The organism is Oceanobacter kriegii DSM 6294 (assembly GCF_000422845.1).
GTDB lineage: Bacteria > Pseudomonadota > Gammaproteobacteria > Pseudomonadales > Oceanobacteraceae > Oceanobacter > Oceanobacter kriegii.
The window spans coordinates 90,213-115,341 of the sequence record NZ_AUGV01000018.1; the positions used below are offsets into that span (position 1 = coordinate 90,213).

The window sequence follows — 25,129 nt, forward strand, 5'->3', positions numbered from 1 at the left end:
TCCCGATGATGACAACGTCTGCGTTTGCCCCATGGCTGGGGCTATTGCTGTGCGGTGCCAGTGCGGCGAGCTGTTGGTACAGCTCGTCCGGCGGCAACAGCCAGCGCCGTATGTGGCTCCTCGGACTGCTGCTGTGGATAACCGCGCTGATCTGCTGGCACCAGAACGTCAACCTGCTGGCGGCGGTGTGCATCACCACCGCCTTGTGGATGGCCGCCTGCCTGCTGCTGTTGTTCCTGATGCCTCTGGTACGGCAACAACCCGACACTCCAGGAAACCGCTGATATGACATTTGCGATGCCTCGTTCCCGCCGCCACACCTCGTTGTGGCTACGGGTGTTGGCAGGGGCCATCGGTGGCCTGCTGCTGTCGATTGCTCTCGCCGGACTGTACGGCTGGAGCAGCCGGGATGGCATGGCCGACCGCTACATGCTGCTGCTGTGGCTGTTTATTCCCGTCTGGGTGGCCTTTTTCAGTCTCTGCATCTGGTGCAAACAGGCTCGTATCGCCTGGCTGCTGATGATTGGGCTCAATGTGATCTGCTGGCTCGGGCTGTATGCCTTGCAGCAAGCTCCCTGACGCCTCAGACACCCCCAACATCCATAAAAAGAGACAATCCATAAAAAGAGACAACCCATGAAGTTGCAACCCGTGACCCTGCAAAGCTTCAAACTGATACATATCTGGGTCGGTCTGCTGGCAGGCTTGCTGCTGTTTATCGCGTTTTTTGCCGGCACCATCACCCTGTTCCGCGACGCCATTACCCACTGGCAGTATCAGCAAAACCAGTTACTGACCGACGAATCACTGGCGCTGGTGCCCGACTTTGTCGACGCCATTGTCGCCCACGACCCGGTCGCCCAGCGGGGTATACGCATTGCCCTGCCCGGTGGCCACGAGCCCGGGCTAATGGCTGAGTGGCGCAAGCCCGACGGCGAGGTAGGCAGTGCGGCGCTGAACAAGGATGGCTCGTTGCACTTTGACGATGAGGTGATCAGCCCATTGTCGAAAGTGGTCGACCACCTGCACCGCAGCGCCGGTATTCCCGGCCACGAGGGGGAATGGATCATGGGCACCGCCGCACTGCTGTATGGCGTCGCGCTGGTATCCGGTGTGATGCTGTTTTTGCCAACCCTGCTGCGGGACCTGTTCAGCTGGCGTCCGGATTCACCGGTACGGCGACTGTGGCTTAATGCCCATGCCGCCATCGGCACCCTGAGTCTGCCGTTTCATATCGTTTTCGCCCTGACCGGTGCAGTGATGTGTTTGCACGACCCCATGTTTGAAATCATGAACAAGGTGATCTACCCGGACAACGGCCGCCAACTGATGATGCAAGCAGTGCTGCCACACCAGTTAGCACCCGACGACAGCCCGGCGACATCGCGTCCGACGCTGGAGATCGTCAAAGCCGTGCAAGCCGAGCATCCGGGCTTTGAGCCATACGGCGTAATGGTCACTAACCCCGGTCGCGCCGATGCCGTAGTTTCCATCATGGGCGATATGCCGGGCATTCTGGCGCACCGGGTGCGAGTGGTGGTTGCTGGCGTCAGCGGCGACATCATGGGGGTTCAAATGCCGGGAGAGCGTCCAGCCGGGATGGCTGCGTTATCGGGCTTTTTTGCCCTTCATTATGGCGACTACGGTGCCGACCTGATGCCGTCGGACGGCCGCTCCAGCGGCCTGCTGTTGATGTCGACCTATTGCCTGTTAGGGCTGTTGGGGTGCGTGCTGTTCTTCTCCGGTAACCTGTTATGGCTGGAAGCTCGCCGTAACAAGCGGGCGGCCTTGCAAGCCCGCAGTCACCGCTTGCTGGCATCACTGACGGTCGGAATATGCGCCGGTTGCTGTCTGGCCATTGCCAGCCTGTTTGCGCTGACCCGACTGGAGGTGTTGAACAACCAACAGCCGCTGATCGACTTGCTCGGTGGCTATTGGCTGGTGCTGGCGCTGGCCTGTGGTTGGGCAATGTGGCGGCCCGCCGCATTGGCGTGCCGGGATTTGCTGGCGGCCAGCGGCGTGATGTGTACCTTCACCGTGTGCCTGAGCCTGCTTTATGCCGCAGGCATTATCGGTCAGGCGGTTGAGCTGACGGCCGTCGACGCGGCCTTGCTCGTCAGTGCCATCGGGTTTCTGCTGTTGGCCCGCAAGGTTCAGCAGCGGGCCCAACACGGTGTGGCCAATAGCGTCTGGTCAGCTCAGCCGGGCTGAGCTGACGCCTTGCTCTTTGATGGCTCTTATTTAACGACTTCAGTGGGCCTCGCTATGCAGCTGTTTCAACAACACCTTGCGGCTGGCACGCCAGGCCAGCGGTGCTGCCACCAGCAAGCTGACCAACAACAGCGCGCCAAACCAGATCAGCATATCGAGGTTGGGCTGCAAGGTGGCCAGCACAATGCCGAGCCAACGCTCCAGCCAGAAGCCTGCCACGGCGGTTCCGGCCCAGCTCAGCAGTAAGCCGCTGACCAGCGCCGACAGGGTAATCAGCAAGACTTCCAGTTCAATCAGCACAAACAGCGTCCATGGCCCCGCCCCTAACGTCCGCAAGGTGGCGAACTCGCTCTGGCGTTGCTGCAGGTTCACCAGCAGCAGGGTCACCATGCCGAGCAGCGACGACAGCAGCACCAGCGCCGAAATCGCCCGCAAGCCGTTTTCGACCCAGCTGAGGTTTTCCCACAGCAGGCTCAGTTCCACACCGGGCAAAATCGCCATAAGGGCTTCATCCGGGTAGTCGTTAATGGCTCGCTGCAACACAAAGGTGTAAACCCGGTTCTTCAAACCAAACAGCGCCGCACTGATGCTGTCCGGATGGTCCCGGCCGCTGGCGGCAAACGACTGACCATGAATGGCATCCATGGCGTCCAGATTAATCAGCAGGGTTTGGTCGATCGGTGTGCCGGTTGGCGCCAGAATGCCCACCACGCTGAAGGGGTGATCCGAGTGTTGGGTAAAACTGGTTCGACCCGAGCCGTGCGATAACACCAGCTGATGACCCATGCCATAGCCCAGCTGGCGGGCAACAGCGGCACCCAGCACCACATCCTGATTGGTTGCAAATGGCTGCCCCTGCTGAAAGGCGAGGGCTTGTTTCTGGCCGTATTTGAAGTGTTTGAAAAAGTCGTCGGTGGTGGCAATCACCCGATGGCCGCGATGGCTGTCACCCATCGAAATCGGAATCGCCCAGGCCACCTGTTTGTGCTGTTGCCATTGGTCAAACGCCTCCCAGCTGACATTGCGGGTCGGGCTGCCAATGCCAAACAGCGAGCTGAGCAGCAAATTGGTGGAGCCGGTACGAGCCCCCACAATCAGGTCGGTGCCGGAAACCGTGCCCTGAAACGTGCTCTGCACCTCGCTGCGAACGTGCTGCACCGACAGCTGCACCGCAAAGGCAATCGACATGGCCAGTACAATCAGACCCACCGTTACCCGGCGGTGCCACAGGCTCTTGCGCGCAATACGCCACAACATCTCAGCGGCCCTCCATGGTGGTTGCAGCCGCAGGTTCGGTTGGCTGCATCAGAGTTTGCAACGACAACGCCTGATCAAACAGCGGCGCATGACGCTGGTCGTGGCTGATCATCAACACGGTGGTCTCGGCCGCCAGAGTGTTCAGCAGCAGGTGCATAAAGGCATCGGCGGATTCGTAATCAAGTGACGAAGTCGGTTCGTCGACCAGCACCAGTGGCGGTTGATTCACCAGTGCGCGGGCAATGGCCACCCGCTGTTGCTGGCCCTGACTGAGGCGGTGTGCCGGGCTGTGCATCAGCGACGCCGGCAGCTGCAATTGCTGTAACAAGGTGGCGATACGCTGATCCAGCTGGGCATCGACCTTATTGGCCAGTCGAGCCGCCAGAGCGATGTTTTCAGCCACCGTCAGATAGGGCAATAAATGCAGTTGCTGGGAAACCAGACCGATGTTCTGCGATCGAAAGCGATCCATGGCGGCAGGTTTGAGGGCGGTGATGTCTTCGCCCAACAGCTGAATACGACCCTGTTGGGGCGGCATCAAACCGCACAACAACCGCAGCAAGGTCGATTTGCCACTGCCGGAGCGGCCGTACAGAAAACAGCGTTGGCCTTGTGCCAGCTGCCAGTGGTCGATGGAAATAACAGCGCTATCAGCGCCCGGGTGGTCATGAGGGCCGTGTGAATGGCCCTGCTGATAGGAAAACAACAGGCTTTGAATGTCGATGGCCAGCATGGTCTGCTCAAGCGTCCAGGTTTGTTATAGAGTAACGGCATTCACAGACAGCGGATAGACTTGATGATTCCCAATTCCCCCGGCGTGCCCCACGCTGCTTTTTTACCAACCCGTTTGCCAACCCGGCAAGCACCTCTGACGGCCTGGCTGGGCATGTTGCTGATGGCGCTGAGCTTGCTGTGCAGCCCATTGGCCAATGCGGAGGAATACCCTGAAATTGACTGGGTCGATTTATTGCCCGCCGACGATCTGGAAGCGCTGGAAAACCGCCCGGACTTCATCAATAACATTGCCGAAGGTTCGGCAGCCGATCTGGATGGCAGTGCCCCTGCTGACGATCTGAATCTGGATCAGCAAGCGGCCTGGCAGCGTTACGACGCGGCGCTGAAGTCGACCCGCACACGACCGGAGTTTGATGGCCGCAAGGTGAAGATCCCGGGCTTTGTGGTGCCGCTGGAGTTTGACGAGCAACAGAACGTCAGCGAGTTCTTTCTGGTGCCGTTCTTTGGCGCTTGCATCCATGTACCGCCACCACCGCCAAACCAGATCATTCACGTAGTGCTGTCAGCGCCGTATCAGATGGCCTCGATTGCCGATCCGGTGTGGCTGACCGGCACCGTTCGATTGCAGCAAACCGCCAATGATCTGGGGGCGTCGGCCTATTCCCTCGATGTGAAAACCATCAAGCCTTATTACGACTAGAATCGCCAGAACGTTGGATCAGTCCAGCGTCAGCTCACCATCGGTTTGCCACAGGGCTGCGCCCTGCCCCTGTGCCGTGCTCCATTGCAGGTTCAGGGTCACCATGCCGGGGAAGTATTCAAACAGCCGCGTGCTGAGTTGCAGTGAGCTGGCGCTGCATTCAAACACCCAGTGGGCGCTGAGGTCGGAATGCACTGCATGGCCGTCATGGTCATGGTCATGGTCATGGTCATGGTCATGGTCTTCATGCTCGTGTTCTGCATGAGCATGATCGTGCTCTTCATGATCATGTTCGCCATGCGCTTGTTCTTCATGATCGTCATGGCCGTCGTGGTCATCATGATCCGCCTGTGGATAACTGGCTTCCATATCCAGCAACTGGCAGTTCTTGATGGCTATCAGCGGCAAATCCAGTTTGGTTTTCAGGTCCTGCATGGCAGCCCGCTGCTCATCGTTGGCGGGCTTGCCTTCAAACCCGACCAGGTTGGCCATGGGGCTATCCAGTTGTACCAGCACCTGATCACCGTCCTGCGCCAACGTCAGTTCCGCAACCCCATGCTGATGGGCCGCTGCAGCCTGCGCAGCCATCGGAGTGGCACTCAGTAGCACTGCGGTGGTCAGCGCACCAAGGGTACAGCGGGAGCCCGCCAGCAAACGATGCAAGGACGATGACGTCAGGGAAGAACAAGTGCTCATAGGTATTTGATCCAGGGTTGTGTCGATGCGTGTTTGTATCGACTGAAGCTACGGGTTGGCCACCAGGTAACTGCCGCCATCACCAATGTGATCAGCCATACCCAGGCAATATGATCGACACCAAAGAAGGCCCCCTGGTTCGTTCCCCAGATGGCGACCGCCAGATAATAGAGTCCCATCAGCAGATACAAATGCAGCAGGTAGAAGAACATCGGCGCCGAACCAAAATCCACCAACACCTGTTCAACCTTGCTGCCTTGCAGCCGTGGGCAACGCTCCAGTACCCGCAAGGTGAGGAACATGATGCCCAGCGTCAGTAACAGGAAGTCGAGGGACGGCGGGTATTTGGTGTAGTTGAAGAAATCCATCAGGGTGCGCACCCAGTCGCCCTGCATCTGCCAATCGAGGGTTTCACCGTAGAGGTTCATACCGCGCAGAATCAGCAGAACGCCCAGACAACCCAGTCCCATATTCAACAGCCAACACTGACGCCATTGAGCATCGGCACTGCGGGCAAACAAGGGCCCGGCGCAGTAACCCAGCAAGATCACCCCGATCCACGGCAGCAGCGGGTAGCTGACCTTGAAGCTGATCATCTCGCTTTGCCATAAATAGCCACGGTCGTGCAGGATGGTCCAGATGCCATAGCCCCACTCACCCGGCGCAAACTGGATGGGCGTCAACGCGTTGTGGCCCAACGTAATCAGCAAGCCCAGAGCCAGTAACACCGGATACGGCAGTCGACACAGCAGCGCCAACACCAGCATGGTCAGACCGATGGCCCAGATCACTTGCAGGTAGATGGTGTTGGCCAGTACAAACCAGAGGCCGGTGAGCACCACCACCTCCAGAAAGATCAAAAACAGCCCGCGTTTGGCCAGAAAACCCGCCGGAGAACGGTAACCGGACGCCGGATGGGCATACAACCAGGCCGACAGACCGGTCAGGAACACAAAGGTCGGCGCACACAAATGCGCGGCCATTCTGGTCCAGAACAACATGGGATCTGTCTGTTGTACGTCCATCGGGTCGTTGACGTACTGATGCAGGAAAAAACGCTCGCGGGTGTGGTCGATCAACATGATCAACATCACCAGACCACGCATGGCATCGATGCTGCGAATGCGGGCTTTTTTCACGGCGGTTTGGGTCATATCAGCTGCGCTGGCAGCCATACCGGGGACGTTCAATTCGTTGTGCTCCAAACGACAAGCGGCAGCCGAAGCTGCCGTTGTTTTTTCAGGTAGTGGTGACCTGTCAGAAGGAATAGGTCACACTGGCTTTCACCGTGCGCGGTTCGCCCGGCTGGGTCCAGTAGGCGTTATAGCTGTTGGACATGTAGTCCTTGTTAAACAGGTTGCTGATACTCAGCTGGCCTGCAAAGCCTTCAACAAAGTTGACGCCAGCATTCACATTCACCAACCAGTAGGCTGGCAAGCGGTAATCCGGGTTGATGGTATCGCCCAGGCGGTCGTCAACGTACTGGTAGCTGCCGCCAACATAACCGTCACGACCCGCAACCACCAGTTCCTGTTTCAGCGACACACTGAGGGTGTTGGCTGGCACGTTCAGAATATCGCTGCCCGCCGGGACTTCCACACCCCAATCGGCATTGATCACGTCTTCCGTGGTGCTTGTGTCCAGCCAGGCGTAGGAGGCCGTCATGCTCAGGGTGTCAGTGAAGTAACCCTGGGTATCGAATTCCAGACCACGGCTCTGGATGCCACCCAACTGGGCTGAGCCACCATTCACGGGATCAGCGGTCAGAATATTGGATTTTTCAGCATCGAACAGCGCCACAGTGGTGATCCAGCCACCGTCGTTGATTTTCACACCCACCTCTCGGGACTTGCTCTTTTCCGGGTCAAACGGGTTGCCCTGGTAGTCGGAGCCGGTCAGCGGCATAAAGCCTTCGGAGTAGCTGGCATACACCTGCACTTCCGGGGTCAGGGCGTAGGTCACACCCAGACGTGGGCTGACTTCAGTACCGGAATCGCGGTTGGTGGCGTACAGACCCACCTTACGCTGATGGTACTTGTCCACACGGGCGCCCAACAGAATTTGCAGGTCTTCGGTCAGCTCCAACTGATCCTGCACGTAGACACCAAAGGCTTGTTGGTATTCGTGATCGTCCTTGTTGGCGCTCAGGGCAGGTTTGGCCTGACCATACACCGGGTTGGTGTAGTCAATTTCATAAATAGTTTCGCCCCATGCTGCACGGGCACGGTCCATGCGCTCATCCAGGAAGTAGCGATAAGCATCGGCACCCAACATGAAGTTATGCACAACCGCACCGGTTTCGGCTTCGCCACTCAATTCCACTCGGGCGGAGCGATCAGTGGCCTTGTAGTCACGGTAGCGGTACTGGCGACCCAACTGGGTTGAGCCATCGACACCCGCGCTCTGACGACCGCCAGACAATTCTGCTTCGGTGGAGTAACCCTCCAGCGAGGAGAAACGCTGGGTAACACCGGCCACCAGATTCCAGCCGTTATCCAATTCGGACTGCAGACTCAGCTGATGACCCCACACCTTGCTGGTGATTGGGCCGTCGTTTGGTTCACCCAGAAAACGGCTGTTCGGAATGGTGTCGAAGTCGTTGTTCAGTACGATCACACCACGGTCCAGCGGCTGCTGCTGTTTGACGTACTCCATTTCGTACAACACGGACATGCTTTCGCTGACGTCGTACAGCAGGGATGGCGAGATGGTTTGCTTCTTCTGATACATGTGATCGCGGAAGCTGTCACTGTCTTGCCATGCGCCGTTAATACGACCCGCCATGTTATCGCTGATGGCACCGGTAATATCCGCTTCTACCCGCTTGTGGCTGTAGCTGCCCACTTCGGCCTTGATGCGACCTTCACGGAAAAACTCTGGCTTCAACGTGGTGATGTTAACGATACCGCCCGGTTCGGCACGGCCAAACAAGGCAGAGCCCGGGCCCTTGATGATTTCAACGTTTTCAATGTTGGAAACGTCACGACGACCGCCATAACCACGGCCACCACTGAAGCCGTTGATCAGGTAACCGGACGGCATGTTTTCATTACCCGGGAAGCCACGCATGGCAAAGCTGTCGAACATGCCACCCATGTTGTTCTGACGGGACACGGTCGCCGACATATCCAACACACTTTGAAAATCGTTCAGGCCAGCATCGACAATGGCCTCACGGCCCACCTCTTCAATCGCCTGCGGGCGTTCCTGATTCGGAACATTGCCACGATAGGCAGGCACGTAAGTGGCAACCACCTCTTCCATATCGGTGTTTGCAGCGGCGTCTTGCGCCAGTACCGGTTGAATATTCAGGGCAGCAGCAGCCACCGCCAGAGTGAGCAAGTGAGGGCGAGTGTTCAAGGGCGTCATAGGTCTGAGTAGTAGTAATAAAATAACATTAGTAATGTTATTACATTTTTTGAATGAAGTTAACGTTACAACAGAGGCTAAACGCGGATTTTTACAAATAATAATGATTTTCAACTGTGGCACATTGTCGCAGCACACACAGGGCCGGCTCAAGATGAAAGAAATTAAAGAGGTGAAAGAGATGACTTCGGGGCTCAGGTCGCAGAAAGGATAGAGAAGTAGAGCGCCCCGAGGCGCTCTTGCTTATTAGTCAGATACCCGAGCTGGGAAACCGCCGTCGTCCAACGCCTCGCATACTGCGTCAGCATCGGCTTTGGCCGTGGTTTGTACCACACCGGTTGCCAGATCGACCGTTACCTCGGCAGCGTCATCCAACTCATGGATGATATTGGTCACGGCTTTGACGCAGCCGCCGCAGGTCATGCCTTCTACCTGTAATTTCATAAAAACCTCCAGATCACACGTTTCAGGCGTCACTTTAAAGCTTGCCACCATTGTAAGGTCAAGAGGAACGTCAAGAGAAAGGTCAGAAGAAGGGCAAGAGAAAGGACACAGATTAATCCTTCAATATCGGCGCGCACGAGAAGCCGAAGAGCAGGCTTACATGCGATCTCGCTGCAAACCAACTTGGCCCCTTTACCTTACCAGCATGGGAAGGTTTATGATCATGTCATCAGAATCAACAAGGACCGACAGCATGAACAAACCACTGTCCCTTCCGGTCGAGGGTATGACCTGCGCATCCTGTTCCGGCCGGGTTGAACGAGCACTGTCGAAAGTGAACGGCGTAGAAAGCGCCAGCGTGAATCTGGCTACCGAAACCGCCACCGTTACTGGCAAGGCCAAACTCGATGAGCTGATCGACGCGGTGCAAAAAGCCGGTTATGCGGTTCCCGCAGGGCAACCCATTGAGCTTGCGATTGAAGGCATGACCTGCGCCTCCTGCTCCAGCCGCCTCGAACGCGTGCTAGGCAAGCAGGCCGGGGTCACTGCAGCCACGGTTAACCTCAGCACCGAACAAGCTCATATCGATGCCTTACCGGGCACCGCCGCAGACGATCTGATTAATGCCGTTCGCAAAGCCGGCTTTGATGCAAAGCCCATCAGCCAGCAAGCACAGAATATTGGCCAGTCATCGCTCGATACCCGCAAAAAACGCGATCAGGAAGCCAGCCGCTACCAACGCGACCTGGTTATTGCAGCACTGCTGACCCTGCCGGTGTTTGTGCTGGAAATGGGCGGCCATCTGGTGCCAGCCTTTCATCATTGGCTGTTCGAGGCCATTGGCCAACAAACCAGCTGGGTTATTCAGTTTGTACTCACCACACTGGTATTGGTTGGTCCCGGCTTGCGCTTTTACCAGCGCGGCATTCCTGCACTGCTGCATGCCGCACCGGACATGAACTCGCTGGTGGCAGTCGGTACGCTGGCTGCGTGGGGCTTTTCCACCACCGCGACCTTTATGCCCGCAGTGCTTCCAGAGGGCACCGTGCATGTGTATTTTGAAGCTGCCGCCGTGATCGTGACCCTGATTTTGCTGGGCCGGTTGCTGGAAGCCCGCGCCAAGGGGCAAACCTCAGAGGCGATTCAACATCTGTTGAAATTACGACCGCAGACCGCGCGGGTGATTCGTAACGGCCAAACCGTCGAACTGGCGTTAGCTGACGTCGCCACTGGCGATACGCTGGAAATCCGCCCCGGAGAACGCATTCCGGTCGACGGCGAAGTGACTGACGGCCAAAGCTACGTTGATGAGTCGATGATCTCCGGCGAACCAGACCCCGTTGATCACCGCAGTGGCAGCAACGTTATTGGCGGCACCCTCAACCAGACCGGCGCCCTGACCATCAAGGCCACCGCCGTGGGTGAACACAGTGTGCTGGCGCAAATCATCCAACTGGTCGAACAGGCGCAAGGGGCCAAATTGCCCATCCAGACCTTGGTCGACCGTGTGACACTTTGGTTTGTACCGGCCGTCATGGCGCTGGCGACCCTGACCTTTCTGACCTGGCTGATCTTTGGCCCTGAGCCCGCCTTAACCTTTGCACTGGTGAACGCCGTCGCAGTGCTGATTGTTGCCTGCCCCTGTGCCATGGGATTGGCAACGCCAACGTCAATCATGGTGGGCACCGGCCGAGGGGCTGAATCCGGCGTACTGTTTCGCAAGGGCGATGCTTTGCAACGGCTGGAAAACACGGCGGTTGTCGCGTTCGACAAAACCGGCACGCTGACCGAAGGCAAGCCAGCCCTGACCGACCTGATCGTCACCGAAGGCTTTGATGAAAACGCCGTTTTGGCCGCCATCGCCGCGCTGGAAAGCCAGTCGGAACACCCCATCGCTCGGGCCATCGTCAGCGCTGCTGAACAGCAGCAACTGCCAATAACCAGGCCCACGAACTTTCAGTCACTGACCGGGCTCGGGGTATCAGGCACCGTACAATCAGAAGGGGAATCAGTCGATGTGCTGCTGGGGGCTGACCGCTTGATGCGGCAGCAGGCTGTGGATATGTCCGCCGAGCAAACCCTCTCTTCTGGGTCACTGACGTTGCAGCAACACGCTGAGCAACTGGCCCAACAAGGAAAAACCCCGCTTTACGCAGCGGTGAACGGCAAGCTGGCCGCGGTGTTGGCGGTGTCCGACCCCATCAAGCCATCCACACCCGCGGCCATCAAGGCATTACACGACATGGGCCTGACCGTCGCCATGATCAGTGGCGATAACCAGCACACCGCCAATGCCATTGCCGGCCAGCTGGGCATCGACCACGTGGTGGCTGAAGTTATGCCCGCAGGTAAGGTCGACGCCATCCAGCAACTCAAACAATCGTTAGAGAAAGACCAACAGCTAGTGTTTGTGGGGGACGGTATCAACGATGCGCCGGCACTGGCCAGCGCCGACGCCGGAATGGCCATCGGCACCGGTACCGACGTGGCCATTGAAGCGGCCGACGTGGTGCTGATGTCCGGCAACCTGCAAGGCGTCGTCAACGCCATCGCCCTGAGCCAGGCCACCATGGGCAATATTCGCCAGAACCTGTTCTGGGCCTTTGCCTACAACACCGCTCTGGTGCCGCTGGCCGCCGGTGTGTTCTACCCGGCGTTTGGACTGTTGCTGTCACCGGCCATCGCTGCCGGAGCCATGGCGCTGTCATCGGTGTTTGTGGTGGGTAATGCGCTGCGTTTACGGCACTTTACGGTTCAAGCGTCATAAACGCTTTAAATACAGGCCACTGAATAGCCCATGGTGCGCGGTGCACACCCTACTCCATACAGCCTGTAGCGTGCACACGGCGCACCCAAACGGAAAGGATCAGAAAACATGAACATTGGAGCCGCCGCCAAGGCATCTGGCATCAGCGCCAAAATGATTCGTTACTACGAAGAAACCGGCCTGATCCAACCGGCCAGTCGTACCAGCGCCGGTTATCGCCAATACCGCGAAGCCGATATCCACACCCTGCGGTTTATTCGCCGGGCCCGCGATATGGGCTTTTCCGTCGAACAAATTGGCGAGCTGCTGGCACTGTGGCAAGACCAGTCCCGTCACAGCGAAGACGTGAAACAACTGGCCCAACAGCACATCGACGTGCTGAACCAGAAGATCAGCGAACTGCAATCGATGGCCGCCACCTTACAGTCGTTAGTGAGCTGCTGCGCCGGGGACGACCGGCCGGACTGCCCGATTCTGAAAGAATTCGAAGGCAACGACTGATTATTCAGACGTCACTTCTCGCCAGCCGCTGCGACCACTTGGTGCCGTCGTGAATGAGAACACATCATCCACGCCCGAGATGCCACCCAGGTTGGTGTCGCTGCTGCCCTGCACCACCACTTTGTTGTTCAGCACCATCAGGTTGGCCTGGTAGGCCGTGCCAGTACCAATCAGTACGTTGTCGTAGGTCAGGTCGGTGCGATACAGGGTGTTGCCCGGGAAGTAGCCGTCTTCCAATCGGTAGAGATAGTAGTAGGCATTGCAGCTGGTTTCGGTTTCTTCCTGCACCGGCAGGAAGATAACGCTGGCGGCAATGGTCACCCGATCGGTGATGGTGGCACCGCTGGATGGCAGTTTCTGGATGTGTTCGGTATTGGGTGTGAAGGTGGTTTCTGCGGTGTAGGCAGTACCGGATTCATCCCAATAGCCCGAGCCTCCGGCATAGCTGGTCCAGTCCGGGCGATAGTCGTCATCGTCCGATGGCATGCGGAAGGTTTTCAAACGAGTGGAGGACTGGGCCGTTACGTATTCGGCGCTGCTTTTGGTGGCGTGCTCCAGATACAGTACGGCATCAGAGGCCGACGAGCTGGTGCCAATATGGCCCAGTGTCGAGATGCGGTAGTTGTTGTTCAGGCTGCTGCCACTGACCAGTTCGCCTTGGTAGATGTAACCATCGCTGTCACCCAGGTAGAGGTCCGCCCTTTGCACCCGGGCGTTGCCGCTGCTGTCGAGTACGTAGTCGACTACGGCCATCGGAGCGGCGGTCAGCTGGCTGTCGGAGTCTTCAAGACGGTTAGAGACATCGTAGGTTTTCTCTGTCGGGCTGCTGCTCAACGAGCGGGCAACCACGGTGCTGTTGCCTGCCAGCCAGATGGCATACGGCGTGCTGCCAATTTTCATCAACAGCGGCGAGTGAGCCAGATTGGCACTGCGCTGATCGGTCCACAAAGCTGATGACAGGTTGCCGCTGCCGTCGATTTTGAGAGCGTAGTGGAGATCACCGGATTGGCCGGTTCCGACCAGATAGCCACTGGTACTACTATCACTGTCGGTCAGGACTGCCAGCTGGCCGGCCATCGGATGCGTGCTGTAGAAGCTGTTGTAGTCTTGCAGTCCGGCCACCAACGGCCGTGGGATATAGCCCCACTTCAGTTCTCCACTGCTACCGTCGATGCCATAGACAAAGCCGTCGTCGGTTTGGAACACAACAATACCGCCCATCACCACCGGTTGGCTGATGTAAGGCGCACCGATCATGGCGCTGCTGTCGCGGCTGCCCAGATAAGCGCCTTCCTGATAATTGGGGTCGATGGTGTATTCGATAATGGTGTTAGCGCTGAGGCTGTTGCTGATGGCAAAGGCCTCGTCATCCAGAGCGGTCAGTTTTACCAGCGCGCCATCGGCGTCGGTCGACCAGAGCCGTTCCCGTCGGAGATCGGCGGTCATCAATGCATTGGCATCCCAGCTGGCGGTGCTGCTGGTCGTGCCGTCGTCTTGCAGCGCAAATGCCTTGATGTGACCGGTAATGCCCGACTCGCTGGTGTTGTCAGTCTGGGATGGCACATACACATAGTCGCCGCTGCTGGTTTGGCTGGCAGAGGCCGTATTGGCCAGGCTGAACTCGCCGCTTCGAGCAACGGTGCCGCCTGTGTATAACTCGGCAAAGGTACCGGTGTCCTGATAGGCCAGTGTGATGCTTTCTTCGTTTTTGATCAGGATGTCTTCGGCAATGATCTCGCCGACAATGGTGGTGTCTTCTGCATCGACCCGGAAGTAGCCATCGGCAACATAAATGCTGGCGGCGACATTACTGCCATCGTCATCCAGTGACAGGAAGTCGTTGTAAATAAAAATAGCCAGTCGATCCGCTCGGACGTTATCAGTGTTGGTCACCACATCGCGGTTCTGATAGTCACAGCTTAGGTCATCAAGGCTGGTCAACTCTTCCACCACATCCATGTTCATACAGACGTAGCCGTCGAAGAAGTTCTCCGTGCTGGCGGTCGTGGCATCATCGTCCAGACGTGTGTTGTTGATATAGAGTTTGACCTTGCCGGAGCCATCCCCCAGCGCATTGCCGTCGTCATCCACAGCACGCACCAGCAGGTTTACACCGTCAAACTGGGCATGTGAGATGTAATAGGTGCCCGGTTCCATAATCACAACCGGGGTATCATCGAAGCGGAAATAGCCGATGTGGTAAGGGTCTGCATCGGCGTCGTACTCAAAGTAGACCGGTCGGTCGACGTCGTCAGCGTATACCCGCCCCCAATCGCGATTGGAGAAAATCATGCTTTTCACACCAATCGCGAAGTTATCCACAAAGTCCAGTCGGGCGGTGCCTTCATCGACCTCGAAGCACCCCGCCAGCGTCTGATCCTCTTCATCTTCTTCATCACACCAAAAGCCCTGCGCTGCTGTGATCAGCCCCGGATGGTAGATGGTTCTGTCATTCAAGGAATCACTATTGCGGGACTCGCTGTAGGATTGATGAATACGCAGCTCGTCGTCGCCAGTCGTGTACTTGGCCGAGTTTTTACTGGTGCTGGCTTCGAAAGTCGGCAACGTCAGCTGCCCGAGCGAGCTATCGGAGGCCGTCACGCCGCAATTTTCGTCGCCTGCCGTATCAAGATTACCGGCCTGAACATTCACCGTACCCAGACCGCCACCGATAAGGCTCAGTTCGCACTCATCACCTCGCGCGGCAAGATTGGCTCCCAGGCGGGAATAGCTGACGCTGTCGCCAATGTAGATCATGCCGTAGCCGTCACTCGACTCGTACACGCCCAAAATAGATGGCTCTATTCCACCGACACTGCAAGCCCCTGCGACCACCAGGGATGAAAGCAGCAATGCCGGACTGGAGATCAGGGTAGAACATAAACCCGCCGGATAGCCTTTGGCTGTTTTCGCCACTCCTCGATGAATGGCTGACGGGCTGGAACAACGTCCGGATGAATGAGCTTTCATAAGCTGACACTCCATGTTTCTTGCAGCACAACCTTGCTGCCTTCCCCTTTGCCGTAGCCAATAGCGGTAATGGTAAAACGCAGCACATCGATATTGGCGCCTGCGCCACTGGCACTGTCGGAATAGCCGTCAGCAACGGTGCTGGAATAACACACACTGAGTGGGTTCGTTTCGGTATCCAGACCAATCATGTAGCGAGGGTTGGCGCGCAACCCCATCTGACTGAAAGGAGTAACTGAGCGAATGTTAACTTCAAAGGAATCGTCAGCATCCCAGCTGGCGACCGAGCTGCGCCAATTGGAGTGACTGATGCACTCGCCTTCGCTGTCTTCCAATGCCCGATACAAGCCATTGGTGACGCCGAAGCGATCAAGCCCCGTGGTGCTGTCCAGCAAGCTTTGGATATGACTTTCGGCTTCTCGTAACGCCCGTTCGGCTGATTGAAAGGCCCGGTTGCGGTCTTCCATTTTGGTCGCCATGTTCTGCTGCATGGTCGACCCTTGCATGCTGTGCGTTCCCAGCACGGTCATCACCAATAACATCACCAGAGTGACCAACAGGGCTGCGCCTTGTTGTTGGCGCTGCAAGCCAGTAAGTGGTTGTCTCATGGTTTACTCCGTCCGGTTGCGCAAGGCAGTGACAAAGCTCATCCGACGGTACAAACGCCGGTCGTCAGCGGTAACTTCGGCGCCGTCGAAGGTATAGGTTGGGTAGCCATCCAGCAGGTTGTCTTCCTGACTGGCGTACAGCAGCTCAAACCGCACGGATGACACCTGATTCCAGTCCGTCACGGCTGACGCTTCGAGGTAACTGTCGACACCGGCCACGGTATTGGTGTCGACACCATAGGTAATTTGCATGTTTTCGAGGCCGTACAGCAGCGGCACCGTAGATACCGTTCCGCTGTCGTTGGTACGGCGATACAGGACCCGACGACCGGAGTCATCCTCCGTCAGGTAATACACACTGGTGTGTACCTTCATCACCCGGGAGCCGGCTGCAAAGCTGTGATTAAAGCTTTTGGTGGCATTGCCCGGCGTGCCATTACCAGTGTTATGCACAATGTTACCGTTGGCATCGGTGTAGTTGGTAACCTGGAAAACAGCGGCGCTGGAGCAGTCGGTAACCAGTACGATGTCGTCAGAAGCAATCGGGGCGGGGTCCAGTACGGTGGTTTTCAATACCGCACTGCTGTCCGGCATTTCAGACTCCAGCGTGACTTCCGTGCCTTCGGCCGAACGAATCACAAACACATCGGTGCCGCTGATCACATCCGCACTGACCGCTTGCGGGTAACCGGTTGTTGAGTCATAGCCTTGCAGCGGCGTACCAAAACTGTAATCGAGGGTCTGTGAACTATTGAGGGTATTCACCACCGTCGAAACGTCATCCAGACAGCCAAAGCCGGCTTCCCGGACTTCGCTGGTGATCAGGTAATCGCTGAATCGCATGGTCTCTTGCAGGTTGCCAAGGGCCTCATCCAAACGAAATGCCTTCTGGTTACCCGCCATCACCGACATGGCGCCCATCACAATCATGACGTCCAGCAGCAGTGCAATCATCAATTCAATCAGAGTAAGGCCACCCTGACGCTGCAAACGCAAGGACGCCTGCTGGCGCAGTGTTTTCATAGTTGGCTCACCATCACCAGCTGCTGGATGGCATCGTCCGCATCAACGTTACCTTGCTGGTCAACATCGCTTTGTTCAAACCGCCGCAACCAACGGATTTCAACCCGACAAATGGCATTGCCATCACAGCTGATGGCCCCCTCCCCATCCGGCAGCCAACTGTCGATGGATGACAACCAGTCGTTGATGTCTTGCTGAGGAATGGTAGAAGCCGACCCGGACAGGTCAGACAGATCGCTGAGGGCAAGGTTATAGGAACCACCAACCACCTGCGGGCGATTGGCGATCATGCGCTCGAACATATCGAAGATCAGGATATTGGCCACGGAACGATGCATGGCATCGCTGTTGACCCCAACAGACTGACTCTGCAATGCCATCAACCCCAGTACACCAATACCAAAAATGGCGACTGAAACCAGCACTTCAATAAGAGAAAAACCGCCCTGCGCCGCCAAATGACGAGGCTGTCGTGCACGCGATTTTAAAAGGACCCGTTCCATGGCTTTCTGTCCGTGTCTTCCTGACTCGGACCGATAATAGCGTTAAAAAACCACCATTTCACCAATTTGAATCAACAATAAAACTAATAACAGGTTTATTAATTCCGATTAAGAAACAATATATAACAGGTGTTCAGTAATTTACTGTGTGTAAAAACAAAACATCCCCGCCGGAGCGAGGATGCTGAGATGACTCGATGGGCAGTTAGCGCATCGGCGGGAAGCCGCCGCCACCCATTGGCGGCATACCGCCACCACCCATACCGCCCATTCCACCTGGACCGCCGCCCATGCCACCCATGGCGCGCATCATTTTCTTCATGCCGCCTTTGGCGGTGACCTTCTTCATCATCTTTTGCATTTGCTTGTGCTGCTTCAGCACGCGGTTAACGTCCTGAATCTGGGTACCGGAGCCCGCTGCAATACGCTTTTTACGTGAGCCGTTGATCTTGTCCGGGAAGCGACGCTCGTCCAGCGTCATGGAGAAGATGATGGCTTCCATCTGCTTGAACTGACCTTCGGCCGCTGCGGTTTGCTTGGCCATCTGGTTCATGTTGCCCATGCCTGGCAGCTTGTCGAGCATGCCGGTCAGACCCCCCATGTTCTTCATTTGCTGCAGCTGGTCGAGGAAGTCTTCCAGATCGAAGCCTTTGCCTTTCTGGATCTTCTTGGCCAGCTTGTCGGCCTTGTCCTTGTCGATCTTGCGTTCGGCTTCTTCGATCAGGGTCAGTACGTCACCCAGATCCAGAATACGGGACGCAACACGATCCGGGTGGAACGGCTCCAGAGCATCGGTCTTTTCACCCATACCCATGAACTTGATCGGCTTGCCGGTAATGTGACGCACCGACAGCGCGGCACCGCCACGGGCGTCACCATCGGCCTTGGTCAGTACCACACCGGTCAGCGGCAGCGCTTCGTTGAAGGCCTTGGCGGTGTTGGCCGCATCCTGACCTGTCATGGCATCAACCACGAACAGGGTTTCAATCGGATTGATGGCGGCGTGCAGATCCTTGATCTCAGCCATCATCTGTTCATCTACCGCCAAACGACCGGCAGTATCCACCAGCAGGACGTCGGCGTGGGCTTTTCTGGCCGCTTCAATCGCGCCGTTGGCAATGGCGATTGGCTTCTGCTCAACGCTGGACGGGTGGAACAGAGCGCCGACTTCACCCGCGAGGGTTTCCAGCTGTTTGATCGCCGCCGGACGATACACGTCGGCAGAAACCACCATCACCTTTTTCTTTTCACGCTCGGCCAGATACTTGGCCAGCTTACCCACGGTGGTGGTTTTACCGGCACCTTGCAGACCGGCCATCATGACAATGGCTGGCGGCTGGGTAGCCAGGTCGAGTTTTTCGTTGGCTTCACCCATGACAGCTTGCAGCTCTTCATGGACGATTTTCAGGAATACCTGACCCGGGTTCAGGCTTTTCAGAACCTCGGTACCAATGGCACGCTCTTTTACCTGATCGGTAAAGGCTTTTACCACCGGCAAGGCAACGTCGGCTTCCAGTAGTGCCATGCGCACTTCGCGGACGGTGCCCTTGATGTTGTCTTCTGTCAGCTTGGCCTGGCCCGAAATACTTTTAAGGGCTTTGCCAAGGCGGTCGGTCAAACTCTCGAACATAACAATACTCGTTATCTGGTCGGTTGCTGTGGCCTGCGGCAAGAACGCATCGGCACTTTGGATACAACAGCGAATAAAAATTGTGCGGAGTATACCCCGAACAGGGGCCGTTCGCCTAAGCGGATTGGCAATAAGGCAACCGGAAAATATCAGCGCCGATTCCGTCGCCGGGCAGCAACGGCTTATGAAGTCATCTGGCTTATCGAGAGCAAGCTCTCTCCCACAACTTGTCCAGACTCCCGAGGCTGCGCGCCCCGCACACACCCGACACCCGACACCCGACACCCGACACCCGACACCAGACACCAGACACCAGACACCAGACACCAGACACCAGACACCAGACACCAGACACCAGACACCAGACACCAGACACCAGACACCAGACACCAGACACCAGACACCAGACACCAGACACCAGACACCAGACACCAGACACCAGACACCAGACACCAGACACCAGACACCAGACCTCAGAATGCTCCCAATGGCGACTCCATCCAAGGTACAACTGGTGAAGTGACCAATCTCGCGCTATAAGGATTTCTATACCGCCGCTCGCGCTCACAAGGCCCGCCCACAAGGCACGCGGCACTTCCAACATGGCTCACAAGGCCCGGAGACACTGTATGAAAACCCGCCTATTCCCGCTAACCCGTTGGGGTGCGCCGGGCCTGTTTGGCCATGTTCGCGACCTCTGCAAACCACTGCACACTCACCTGCCCAGCTACTACGATCTGCAAGGCATTGCCTTCGGCATCATTATGATCAGCCTGGGGGTGGTCTTCCTGCAATCCAGCCAATTGATCACCGGTCAGCTTGCCGGTTTGGCAGTCCTGTTGGGGATGTTCAGTCAGGTCGATTTCGGGCTCTGGTATGCCATCATCAATGTGCCCTTTATGTGGCTGTGCTGGCGCATGAAAGGCACCGACTTCACCTTGCGTACGCTGTTTGCGGTGGCCGGTATCTCGGCACTGACGCCGTGGCTGAAAACCGCTCTGGTGTTTGAATCTATTTCGCCCATGCTGGCGGCAACATTGGCTGGTTGTTGCGTGGGCATTGGCGTCATTGCCCTGTTCCGGCATCACTGCAGCCCGGGCGGTATGGGCGTTGTGGCGCTGCTGGTCGATACCCGTTTTGGCATTCGCGCAGGTTGGGTGCATCTGGCATTCGACGTGGTCCTGTTTGCCATTGCGCTGTGGTGCATGCCATTTGAGCTGGTGCTGTACTCGTTCTGGGCCGCATTGGTCATGAACCTGCTGATCGCCTGGAATTTCCGTCTGCCACTGCCGGTCGCCGCCAGTGGCGCAGAAGTGTTCAAATCCCCAACCGCAGCGGCCAAATAGCGAAAACCAACAGCCGAGTCACATAACCCAACCTGGTGCAGTGTTTCTTAACAAAACACCGCACCGATAAAACGCGAGCCCGTGTCATTGTTGTGCGGGGTTGTACAAACAGCAGCCCACATCCAATAACAAGAGGTTCGCAGTTTGAACACACTCCCAAAAGCGGCTTTTATGGCCGTGGCAACGTCCGTTGCCTTGTCCGCTCCAACCGTGCTCGCCTCCAGTCACCGTGAAGCCCCGGCCATCACTCGTACTCCGACGCTTGATGCCGCCGACTTCTATATGTTTATGGATTACACCGACGCCGATGACAACGGCATGGCGGACAATCCGGATCACGTGGTGCTGATGGCCAACTACGTGCCTCTGCAAGATGCCTACGGCGGCCCCAACTATTTCAGTCTGGACCCCAACGGCCTGTACGAAATTCACATCGACCAAAACGGCGATGGCATGGAAGACGTCACTTTCCAGTTTCAATTCAGCCAAACACTGGGTGGTGACGGAGGTGTGGCCCTGACCATTGACGACCGCGATGTCGATATCCCCCTGAAAAACTTCGGCCAGATCGACACCACCGACCCGGCTGCCAGCGCCACCAACTATATGGAAACCTACACTGTTGCGATGGTCACCGGCGACCGCCGTAGTGGCACCCGAACCGTATTGAACGGCGGCATGAGTTACGACAAGCCGATGGACAACATCGGTGAGAAATCCTTTGCTGACTACGCCAGTTACGCCGCAGGCTATGTGCACGATCTGAGCATCGACAGCTGCTCAGGCGGTGAAGTATTTGTTGGTCAACGCAAAGACCCGTTTGTAGTGAATCTGGGCAAAACCTTCGACCTGGTGAATTACATTCCACTGCCACTGGGCGATGAAACCTGGCAGGGCATTCAGGATGACGCCAACGATGACCTGGCCGACAAGAACGTCACCACCATTGCGCTGAAACTGCATAAAGACTGTCTGCTGGGCGAGTCCGGCACCGTGATTGGTGGCTGGACCACCGCCAGCACCCAGCAGGTGCGTATCCAGAATCCGAACGCCGACTTCGATAAGCCCGACGTGTACGGCGGTGCTTACGTGCAGGTGTCCCGACTGGGCATGCCGCTGGTGAATGAGGTTGTGATTGGCCTGTCGAAAAAAGACACCTTCAATGCTTCTGAGCCAGTTAACGACACACAGTTTGCCGACTACGTCACCCACCCGACGCTGCCAGCCCTGATCAATATCCTGTTTGGTGAAGCCCTGACCGGCGACGCCAACGCCAACATCGCGCCAACCAACTTCCCCCGTGCCGATCTGGTGACGGCCTTCCTGACCGGCTTCCCCGGTGTAAATCAGTTGTCGGACGGTACCTTGTCTGAAATGGTGCGTCTGAACACCGCCGTGGCGGCCACGACCGCCTCTGAGCAAAGCACCTTTGGCGTGGTAGCCGGTGATTTGGCCGGCTTCCCCAACGGTCGTCGTCCCGGTGACGATGTGGTCGACATCGCCCTGCGCGTGGTGATGGGCGCACTGTGCCATCCCATTGCTGTCGATCTGGATGGCAGCGGCACCGCCGGTGATGCCGGAGACAACCTGGGCCTCTGCGAAACCAGCGATGCACCGGTTGGCACCGCCGAGCTGACCGACCGCGCACCAGTGAACGTCAGCTACTTCGACGCCGCGTTCCCTTACTTCAAGGCCCCATTGCCGGGTTCCAGCAACTGAGGAGGCAGCCATGATGCTTAAACCATTAATGCTCCCGGCGGTTGCTGCCACGGCATTGTTGCTGGCGGGTTGTTCGGACAGCGACGACGCCAACAAGCTGACCGACACGCTGGATCAGTATCAGGACAACGATACTGAAGAAGCCGACCTGCTCAGTTTCGTTAACGATGCCTTTGCCGTCAGTGACCCTCTTACGGCGGAGCCCGTCGCCATCGACGAACTGACCTTTACCGGCACCGAGCTGGAAACGTCCCAACTGCAGGATCTGCTTAACCAGTAGATCGAGCCCCTGTGTTTTCCACCCAGCCTCCGGCACCGCTGTATATGCAAGCGGTCGTCGGGGGAGCTGGGGAAAAAGCGACTATCTTCCATAATCATCGGCCCGGATGGCCAATCAACGAGCGGTCCTGGCTATGAAACCCTTGTTCGTCTTTACGCTACTGGCCGCCATGGCCACTTCTGTCTGGTCGCATTCGGTACCGGACATTGCCAAACGACTGGAGCAACTGCTGGCGCAAACACCTGCTGCGTTTTCTGTTGTGGAATTTCAGGATTACATCGACCAGCAACTGGCTCGTCGGGCGCTTCCGTCCGGCTCAGACCACGTGATCATTGCCGAGACACTGATCCAACAACACCCTCAAATATTTGAGCAAACACCGACCGATTGGCAGCAACTGACACTGGCCAGCATCGACCAATACAACCATCGCTTTGCGACGACACTGGAGCAGTTACAGCAGATTCCACCCACCAGCCGCTATTGGCCGAGTGCCATGCTGATGAAGGCCCGCACGGAAGTGATGTTGGGCGAATTCGAAGCTGCCGAAGCCAGCTGTAAATCCCTGCTGCTAAAAGCATCCACATTGGTCGTCAGCGCCTGTTTGTCTGATGCGCGCAGTAATCAGGATGCCAACCTGCAAGCCATTATTCAGCAGGCGCGGTCTTCACAAGCGGCTTTCCAGCCGCAGGACGCCAGCTTCCAGCACACGAATCAGGGCGGCTTATCCAAAGCCGTCCCTCAATCCGAGTCCCGAGCCGTCCCTCAAGCCGGACCCCAAGCCGAGTCTCGTACCCTGCCGCGCTATATGGACGTTTGGCTGAGCCAGCTGCACGCCGAGTACCTGGAGCAGCAAAGCCATCACGATACAGACAGCCACCAGCAAGCCTTCAAGGTGTTAGACAGCATCGCCCAGAGATACCCAGCCGACAGTTTGCCGGTGGCATTCTGGGCCCAATGGGCAGACAGCGCGCTGGCAACCCAACAATATCAGGCCGTTATCCACACCCTGCCGCAGCTGTACGCCAAAGACTCGCTGATGGACGACGCTCTGATGCTACGTGTCAGCGAAGCCTGGCTGCACAGTCAGCCGCGAGCCCGCGACGCCAAACGCTGGAAGTCGCTGATCGCCCACCGCATTCATTACCGACTGCACAATCAGGCCAGCGTCCACGCTTACGAAATCAGTCGCTACTACCACAACATCAAGGGCAACCACACCAAGGCCCTGCACTGGGCCAGAGCCAACCTGAACGACAACCGCAGCTGGCGCGATCAACAATGGCTGCAACAGGTCAAGAATTCACGATAATCAGGTCACGCTGTCTTGATCCAGGCGGATGAAATTGACTCTCATCGACTTTGCTAAGCAAAGGCCATGTGCGACACTGAGCCAGTCTTAATGGAACACTGGTTATGTCTGAAATTCTTATCGTACTGCCGGCCATCGTGCTCTACGCGCTGGCGGCGTTTCGTCAATGGCAAGTGGTGACAGGAAAGCGTCCCGCTGCTCGCAATCAGGTGCTGACGTTCAGCATGCTGGGGGCCATCGCCCACCTGGTGTATGTGGGTTACGCCGTGCTTTATGCGTCACCGGTGGACCACCCCAGCATCAATTTTGCCTTCTTTGATATTGGTGCCGTCATCGGTTTGGTGATGGTGCTGCTGGTGTTGTTTTCGAGCCTTAGAAAACCGGTAGAAAACCTGCTGGTTGGGCTACTACCGATGATCAGTCTGGTGTTGCTGCTGGCGGCAGCAACCGACCAGAAGTTCTCTCTCGATCACCTGAGTTACAGTCTGGTTTGGCATATTCTGTTGTCGATTCTGGCTTACAGCGTGTTCGTGATTGCCGCTGTGCAATCGGTATTGCTGTACCTGCAGGACCGCCATCTGCGCAGCCACAAGACCCACGGCCTGATTCAGGCACTGCCACCACTGCAAACCATGGATTTACTGCTGTTCGAGATGATCTGGCTGGGTGAAATCCTGCTGACGTTGGCCTTTGCCATTGGCTGGCCCAGCGTCAGCGACATGCAAGCCCAGCACCTGGTGCACAAGGTGGCGTTTGCCAGCATCGGCTGGGCGGTGTTTGCCGTATTATTGTTTGGCCGCTACCGCTACGGCTGGCGCGGCGTTACGGCCAGTCGCTGGACCTTGACCGGCACCGCCTTTCTGATCCTGTCGTATTTTGGCTCCAAGTTCGTACTGGAAATGCTGATCGGGCAATAAACTGTCGCGTTTCGGCAATCTGCCTAACCCCGACTGTGTCTGTTCAAGCCACAGTCGCCTTTGATAAAGTCCGCCACTTTCTGTTCTCTGACCCTGAGCACCACTGAACGTGATGGACTTTTCCCCCAATACCGCCGCCAT

23 protein-coding genes are annotated in these 25,129 nt (G+C 57.1%); 11 read left to right on the top strand and 12 right to left on the bottom strand.

Annotated features, from left to right (window positions below; translation table 11 throughout):
- Positions 1 to 5 precede the first annotated feature (5 nt).
- From G516_RS0110555 to G516_RS0110565, 3 genes are read left to right on the top strand one after another with little or no spacing between them, the layout of a single operon-like run.
- The gene (locus G516_RS0110555; RefSeq protein WP_028293627.1) at positions 6 to 284 is read left to right on the top strand and encodes a hypothetical protein; all 279 of its coding nucleotides are present in this window, start codon (positions 6 to 8) and stop codon (positions 282 to 284) included.
- A 1-nt stretch (position 285) separates the two neighbouring features.
- Positions 286 to 579, top strand: coding sequence for a hypothetical protein (locus tag G516_RS0110560; RefSeq protein ID WP_028293628.1), 294 nt, complete (start codon positions 286 to 288; stop codon positions 577 to 579).
- 57 nt (positions 580 to 636) lie between these two features.
- On the top strand, positions 637 to 2,211 hold the full coding sequence (locus G516_RS0110565; RefSeq protein ID WP_028293629.1) for a PepSY-associated TM helix domain-containing protein: 1,575 nt from the start codon (positions 637 to 639) through the stop codon (positions 2,209 to 2,211).
- Between the two features lie 39 nt (positions 2,212 to 2,250).
- Here the strand turns inward: G516_RS0110565 and G516_RS0110570 are convergent, their stop codons facing one another.
- Together G516_RS0110570 and G516_RS0110575 are read right to left on the bottom strand one after the other, a co-directional pair.
- Positions 2,251 to 3,468, bottom strand: coding sequence for an ABC transporter permease (locus G516_RS0110570; RefSeq protein ID WP_028293630.1), 1,218 nt, complete (start codon positions 3,466 to 3,468; stop codon positions 2,251 to 2,253).
- Between the two features lies 1 nt (position 3,469).
- On the bottom strand, positions 3,470 to 4,201 hold the full coding sequence (locus G516_RS0110575; protein WP_028293631.1) for an ABC transporter ATP-binding protein: 732 nt from the start codon (positions 4,199 to 4,201) through the stop codon (positions 3,470 to 3,472).
- Positions 4,202 to 4,264: 63 nt separating this feature from the next.
- Between G516_RS0110575 and G516_RS0110580 the strand changes: the two genes are divergently transcribed.
- On the top strand, positions 4,265 to 4,903 hold the full coding sequence (locus G516_RS0110580) for a DUF3299 domain-containing protein (protein WP_051219257.1): 639 nt from the start codon (positions 4,265 to 4,267) through the stop codon (positions 4,901 to 4,903).
- A gap of 18 nt (positions 4,904 to 4,921) precedes the next feature.
- Here G516_RS0110580 and G516_RS22020 read toward each other — a convergent pair whose 3' ends face one another.
- The 4 genes from G516_RS22020 to G516_RS0110600 form a co-directional block, all read right to left on the bottom strand.
- Positions 4,922 to 5,599: a ZrgA family zinc uptake protein gene (locus tag G516_RS22020; protein WP_051219259.1), complete on the bottom strand. Its 678-nt coding sequence runs from the start codon at positions 5,597 to 5,599 to the stop codon at positions 4,922 to 4,924.
- Positions 5,596 to 6,753: a DUF1624 domain-containing protein gene (locus tag G516_RS0110590; RefSeq protein WP_028293633.1), complete on the bottom strand. Its 1,158-nt coding sequence runs from the start codon at positions 6,751 to 6,753 to the stop codon at positions 5,596 to 5,598. The genes G516_RS22020 and G516_RS0110590 overlap by 4 nt, the downstream gene beginning before the upstream one ends.
- A 103-nt stretch (positions 6,754 to 6,856) precedes the next feature.
- Positions 6,857 to 8,959, bottom strand: coding sequence for a TonB-dependent siderophore receptor (locus G516_RS0110595; RefSeq protein WP_211225096.1), 2,103 nt, complete (start codon positions 8,957 to 8,959; stop codon positions 6,857 to 6,859).
- Between the two features lie 255 nt (positions 8,960 to 9,214).
- A complete protein-coding gene (locus G516_RS0110600; protein ID WP_028293635.1) occupies positions 9,215 to 9,412 on the bottom strand; it encodes a heavy-metal-associated domain-containing protein in 198 nt (65 codons plus the stop codon).
- Positions 9,413 to 9,665: 253 nt separating this feature from the next.
- On the opposite strand from G516_RS0110600, the gene G516_RS0110605 reads away from it, so the two are divergent.
- Complete coding sequence (locus G516_RS0110605; protein WP_028293636.1) at positions 9,666 to 12,179, top strand: heavy metal translocating P-type ATPase; 2,514 nt, start codon at positions 9,666 to 9,668, stop codon at positions 12,177 to 12,179.
- Positions 12,180 to 12,287: 108 nt separating this feature from the next.
- Entirely contained in the window at positions 12,288 to 12,680 is a 393-nt protein-coding gene (gene cueR / locus G516_RS22025) for a Cu(I)-responsive transcriptional regulator (RefSeq protein WP_036535812.1), read from the top strand.
- Here cueR and G516_RS0110615 read toward each other — a convergent pair whose 3' ends face one another.
- The 6 genes from G516_RS0110615 to G516_RS24680 all read right to left on the bottom strand — a co-directional run bounded on the left by G516_RS0110615 (position 12,681) and on the right by G516_RS24680 (position 19,874).
- Positions 12,681 to 15,650 carry a pilus assembly protein gene (locus tag G516_RS0110615; RefSeq protein WP_156879015.1) on the bottom strand — a complete coding sequence of 990 codons (2,970 nt, stop codon included), beginning with the start codon at positions 15,648 to 15,650 and terminating at the stop codon, positions 12,681 to 12,683.
- Entirely contained in the window at positions 15,647 to 16,258 is a 612-nt protein-coding gene (locus G516_RS23930) for a pilus assembly PilX family protein (protein WP_051219261.1), read from the bottom strand. Before G516_RS23930 ends, G516_RS0110615 begins: the two co-directional genes overlap by 4 nt.
- Positions 16,259 to 16,261: 3 nt before the next feature.
- The gene (locus tag G516_RS0110625) at positions 16,262 to 17,281 is read right to left on the bottom strand and encodes a PilW family protein (protein WP_028293638.1); all 1,020 of its coding nucleotides are present in this window, start codon (positions 17,279 to 17,281) and stop codon (positions 16,262 to 16,264) included.
- A complete protein-coding gene (pilV, locus tag G516_RS22035) occupies positions 17,278 to 17,784 on the bottom strand; it encodes a type IV pilus modification protein PilV (protein WP_051219263.1) in 507 nt (168 codons plus the stop codon). Before pilV ends, G516_RS0110625 begins: the two co-directional genes overlap by 4 nt.
- 205 nt (positions 17,785 to 17,989) lie before the next feature.
- Positions 17,990 to 19,414 carry a signal recognition particle protein gene (ffh, locus tag G516_RS0110635; RefSeq protein ID WP_028293639.1) on the bottom strand — a complete coding sequence of 475 codons (1,425 nt, stop codon included), beginning with the start codon at positions 19,412 to 19,414 and terminating at the stop codon, positions 17,990 to 17,992.
- A 199-nt stretch (positions 19,415 to 19,613) separates the two neighbouring features.
- Positions 19,614 to 19,874 (bottom strand): hypothetical protein, encoded by a 261-nt coding sequence (locus G516_RS24680; protein WP_156879016.1) that lies wholly within the window; start codon positions 19,872 to 19,874, stop codon positions 19,614 to 19,616.
- 169 nt (positions 19,875 to 20,043) lie between these two features.
- Between G516_RS24680 and G516_RS22040 the strand changes: the two genes are divergently transcribed.
- The 5 genes from G516_RS22040 to G516_RS0110660 all read left to right on the top strand — a co-directional run bounded on the left by G516_RS22040 (position 20,044) and on the right by G516_RS0110660 (position 24,988).
- Positions 20,044 to 20,760, top strand: coding sequence for a YitT family protein (locus G516_RS22040; protein WP_084644996.1), 717 nt, complete (start codon positions 20,044 to 20,046; stop codon positions 20,758 to 20,760).
- A 144-nt stretch (positions 20,761 to 20,904) separates the two neighbouring features.
- Positions 20,905 to 22,479, top strand: coding sequence for a DUF4331 domain-containing protein (locus G516_RS0110645; protein ID WP_245582652.1), 1,575 nt, complete (start codon positions 20,905 to 20,907; stop codon positions 22,477 to 22,479).
- A gap of 10 nt (positions 22,480 to 22,489) precedes the next feature.
- On the top strand, positions 22,490 to 22,759 hold the full coding sequence (locus G516_RS0110650; RefSeq protein ID WP_028293641.1) for a hypothetical protein: 270 nt from the start codon (positions 22,490 to 22,492) through the stop codon (positions 22,757 to 22,759).
- Positions 22,760 to 22,892: 133 nt separating this feature from the next.
- A complete protein-coding gene (locus G516_RS0110655; protein ID WP_156879017.1) occupies positions 22,893 to 24,071 on the top strand; it encodes a hypothetical protein in 1,179 nt (392 codons plus the stop codon).
- Between the two features lie 104 nt (positions 24,072 to 24,175).
- Positions 24,176 to 24,988: a cytochrome C assembly family protein gene (locus G516_RS0110660; RefSeq protein WP_028293643.1), complete on the top strand. Its 813-nt coding sequence runs from the start codon at positions 24,176 to 24,178 to the stop codon at positions 24,986 to 24,988.
- The last annotated feature ends 141 nt before the right edge of the window (positions 24,989 to 25,129 follow it).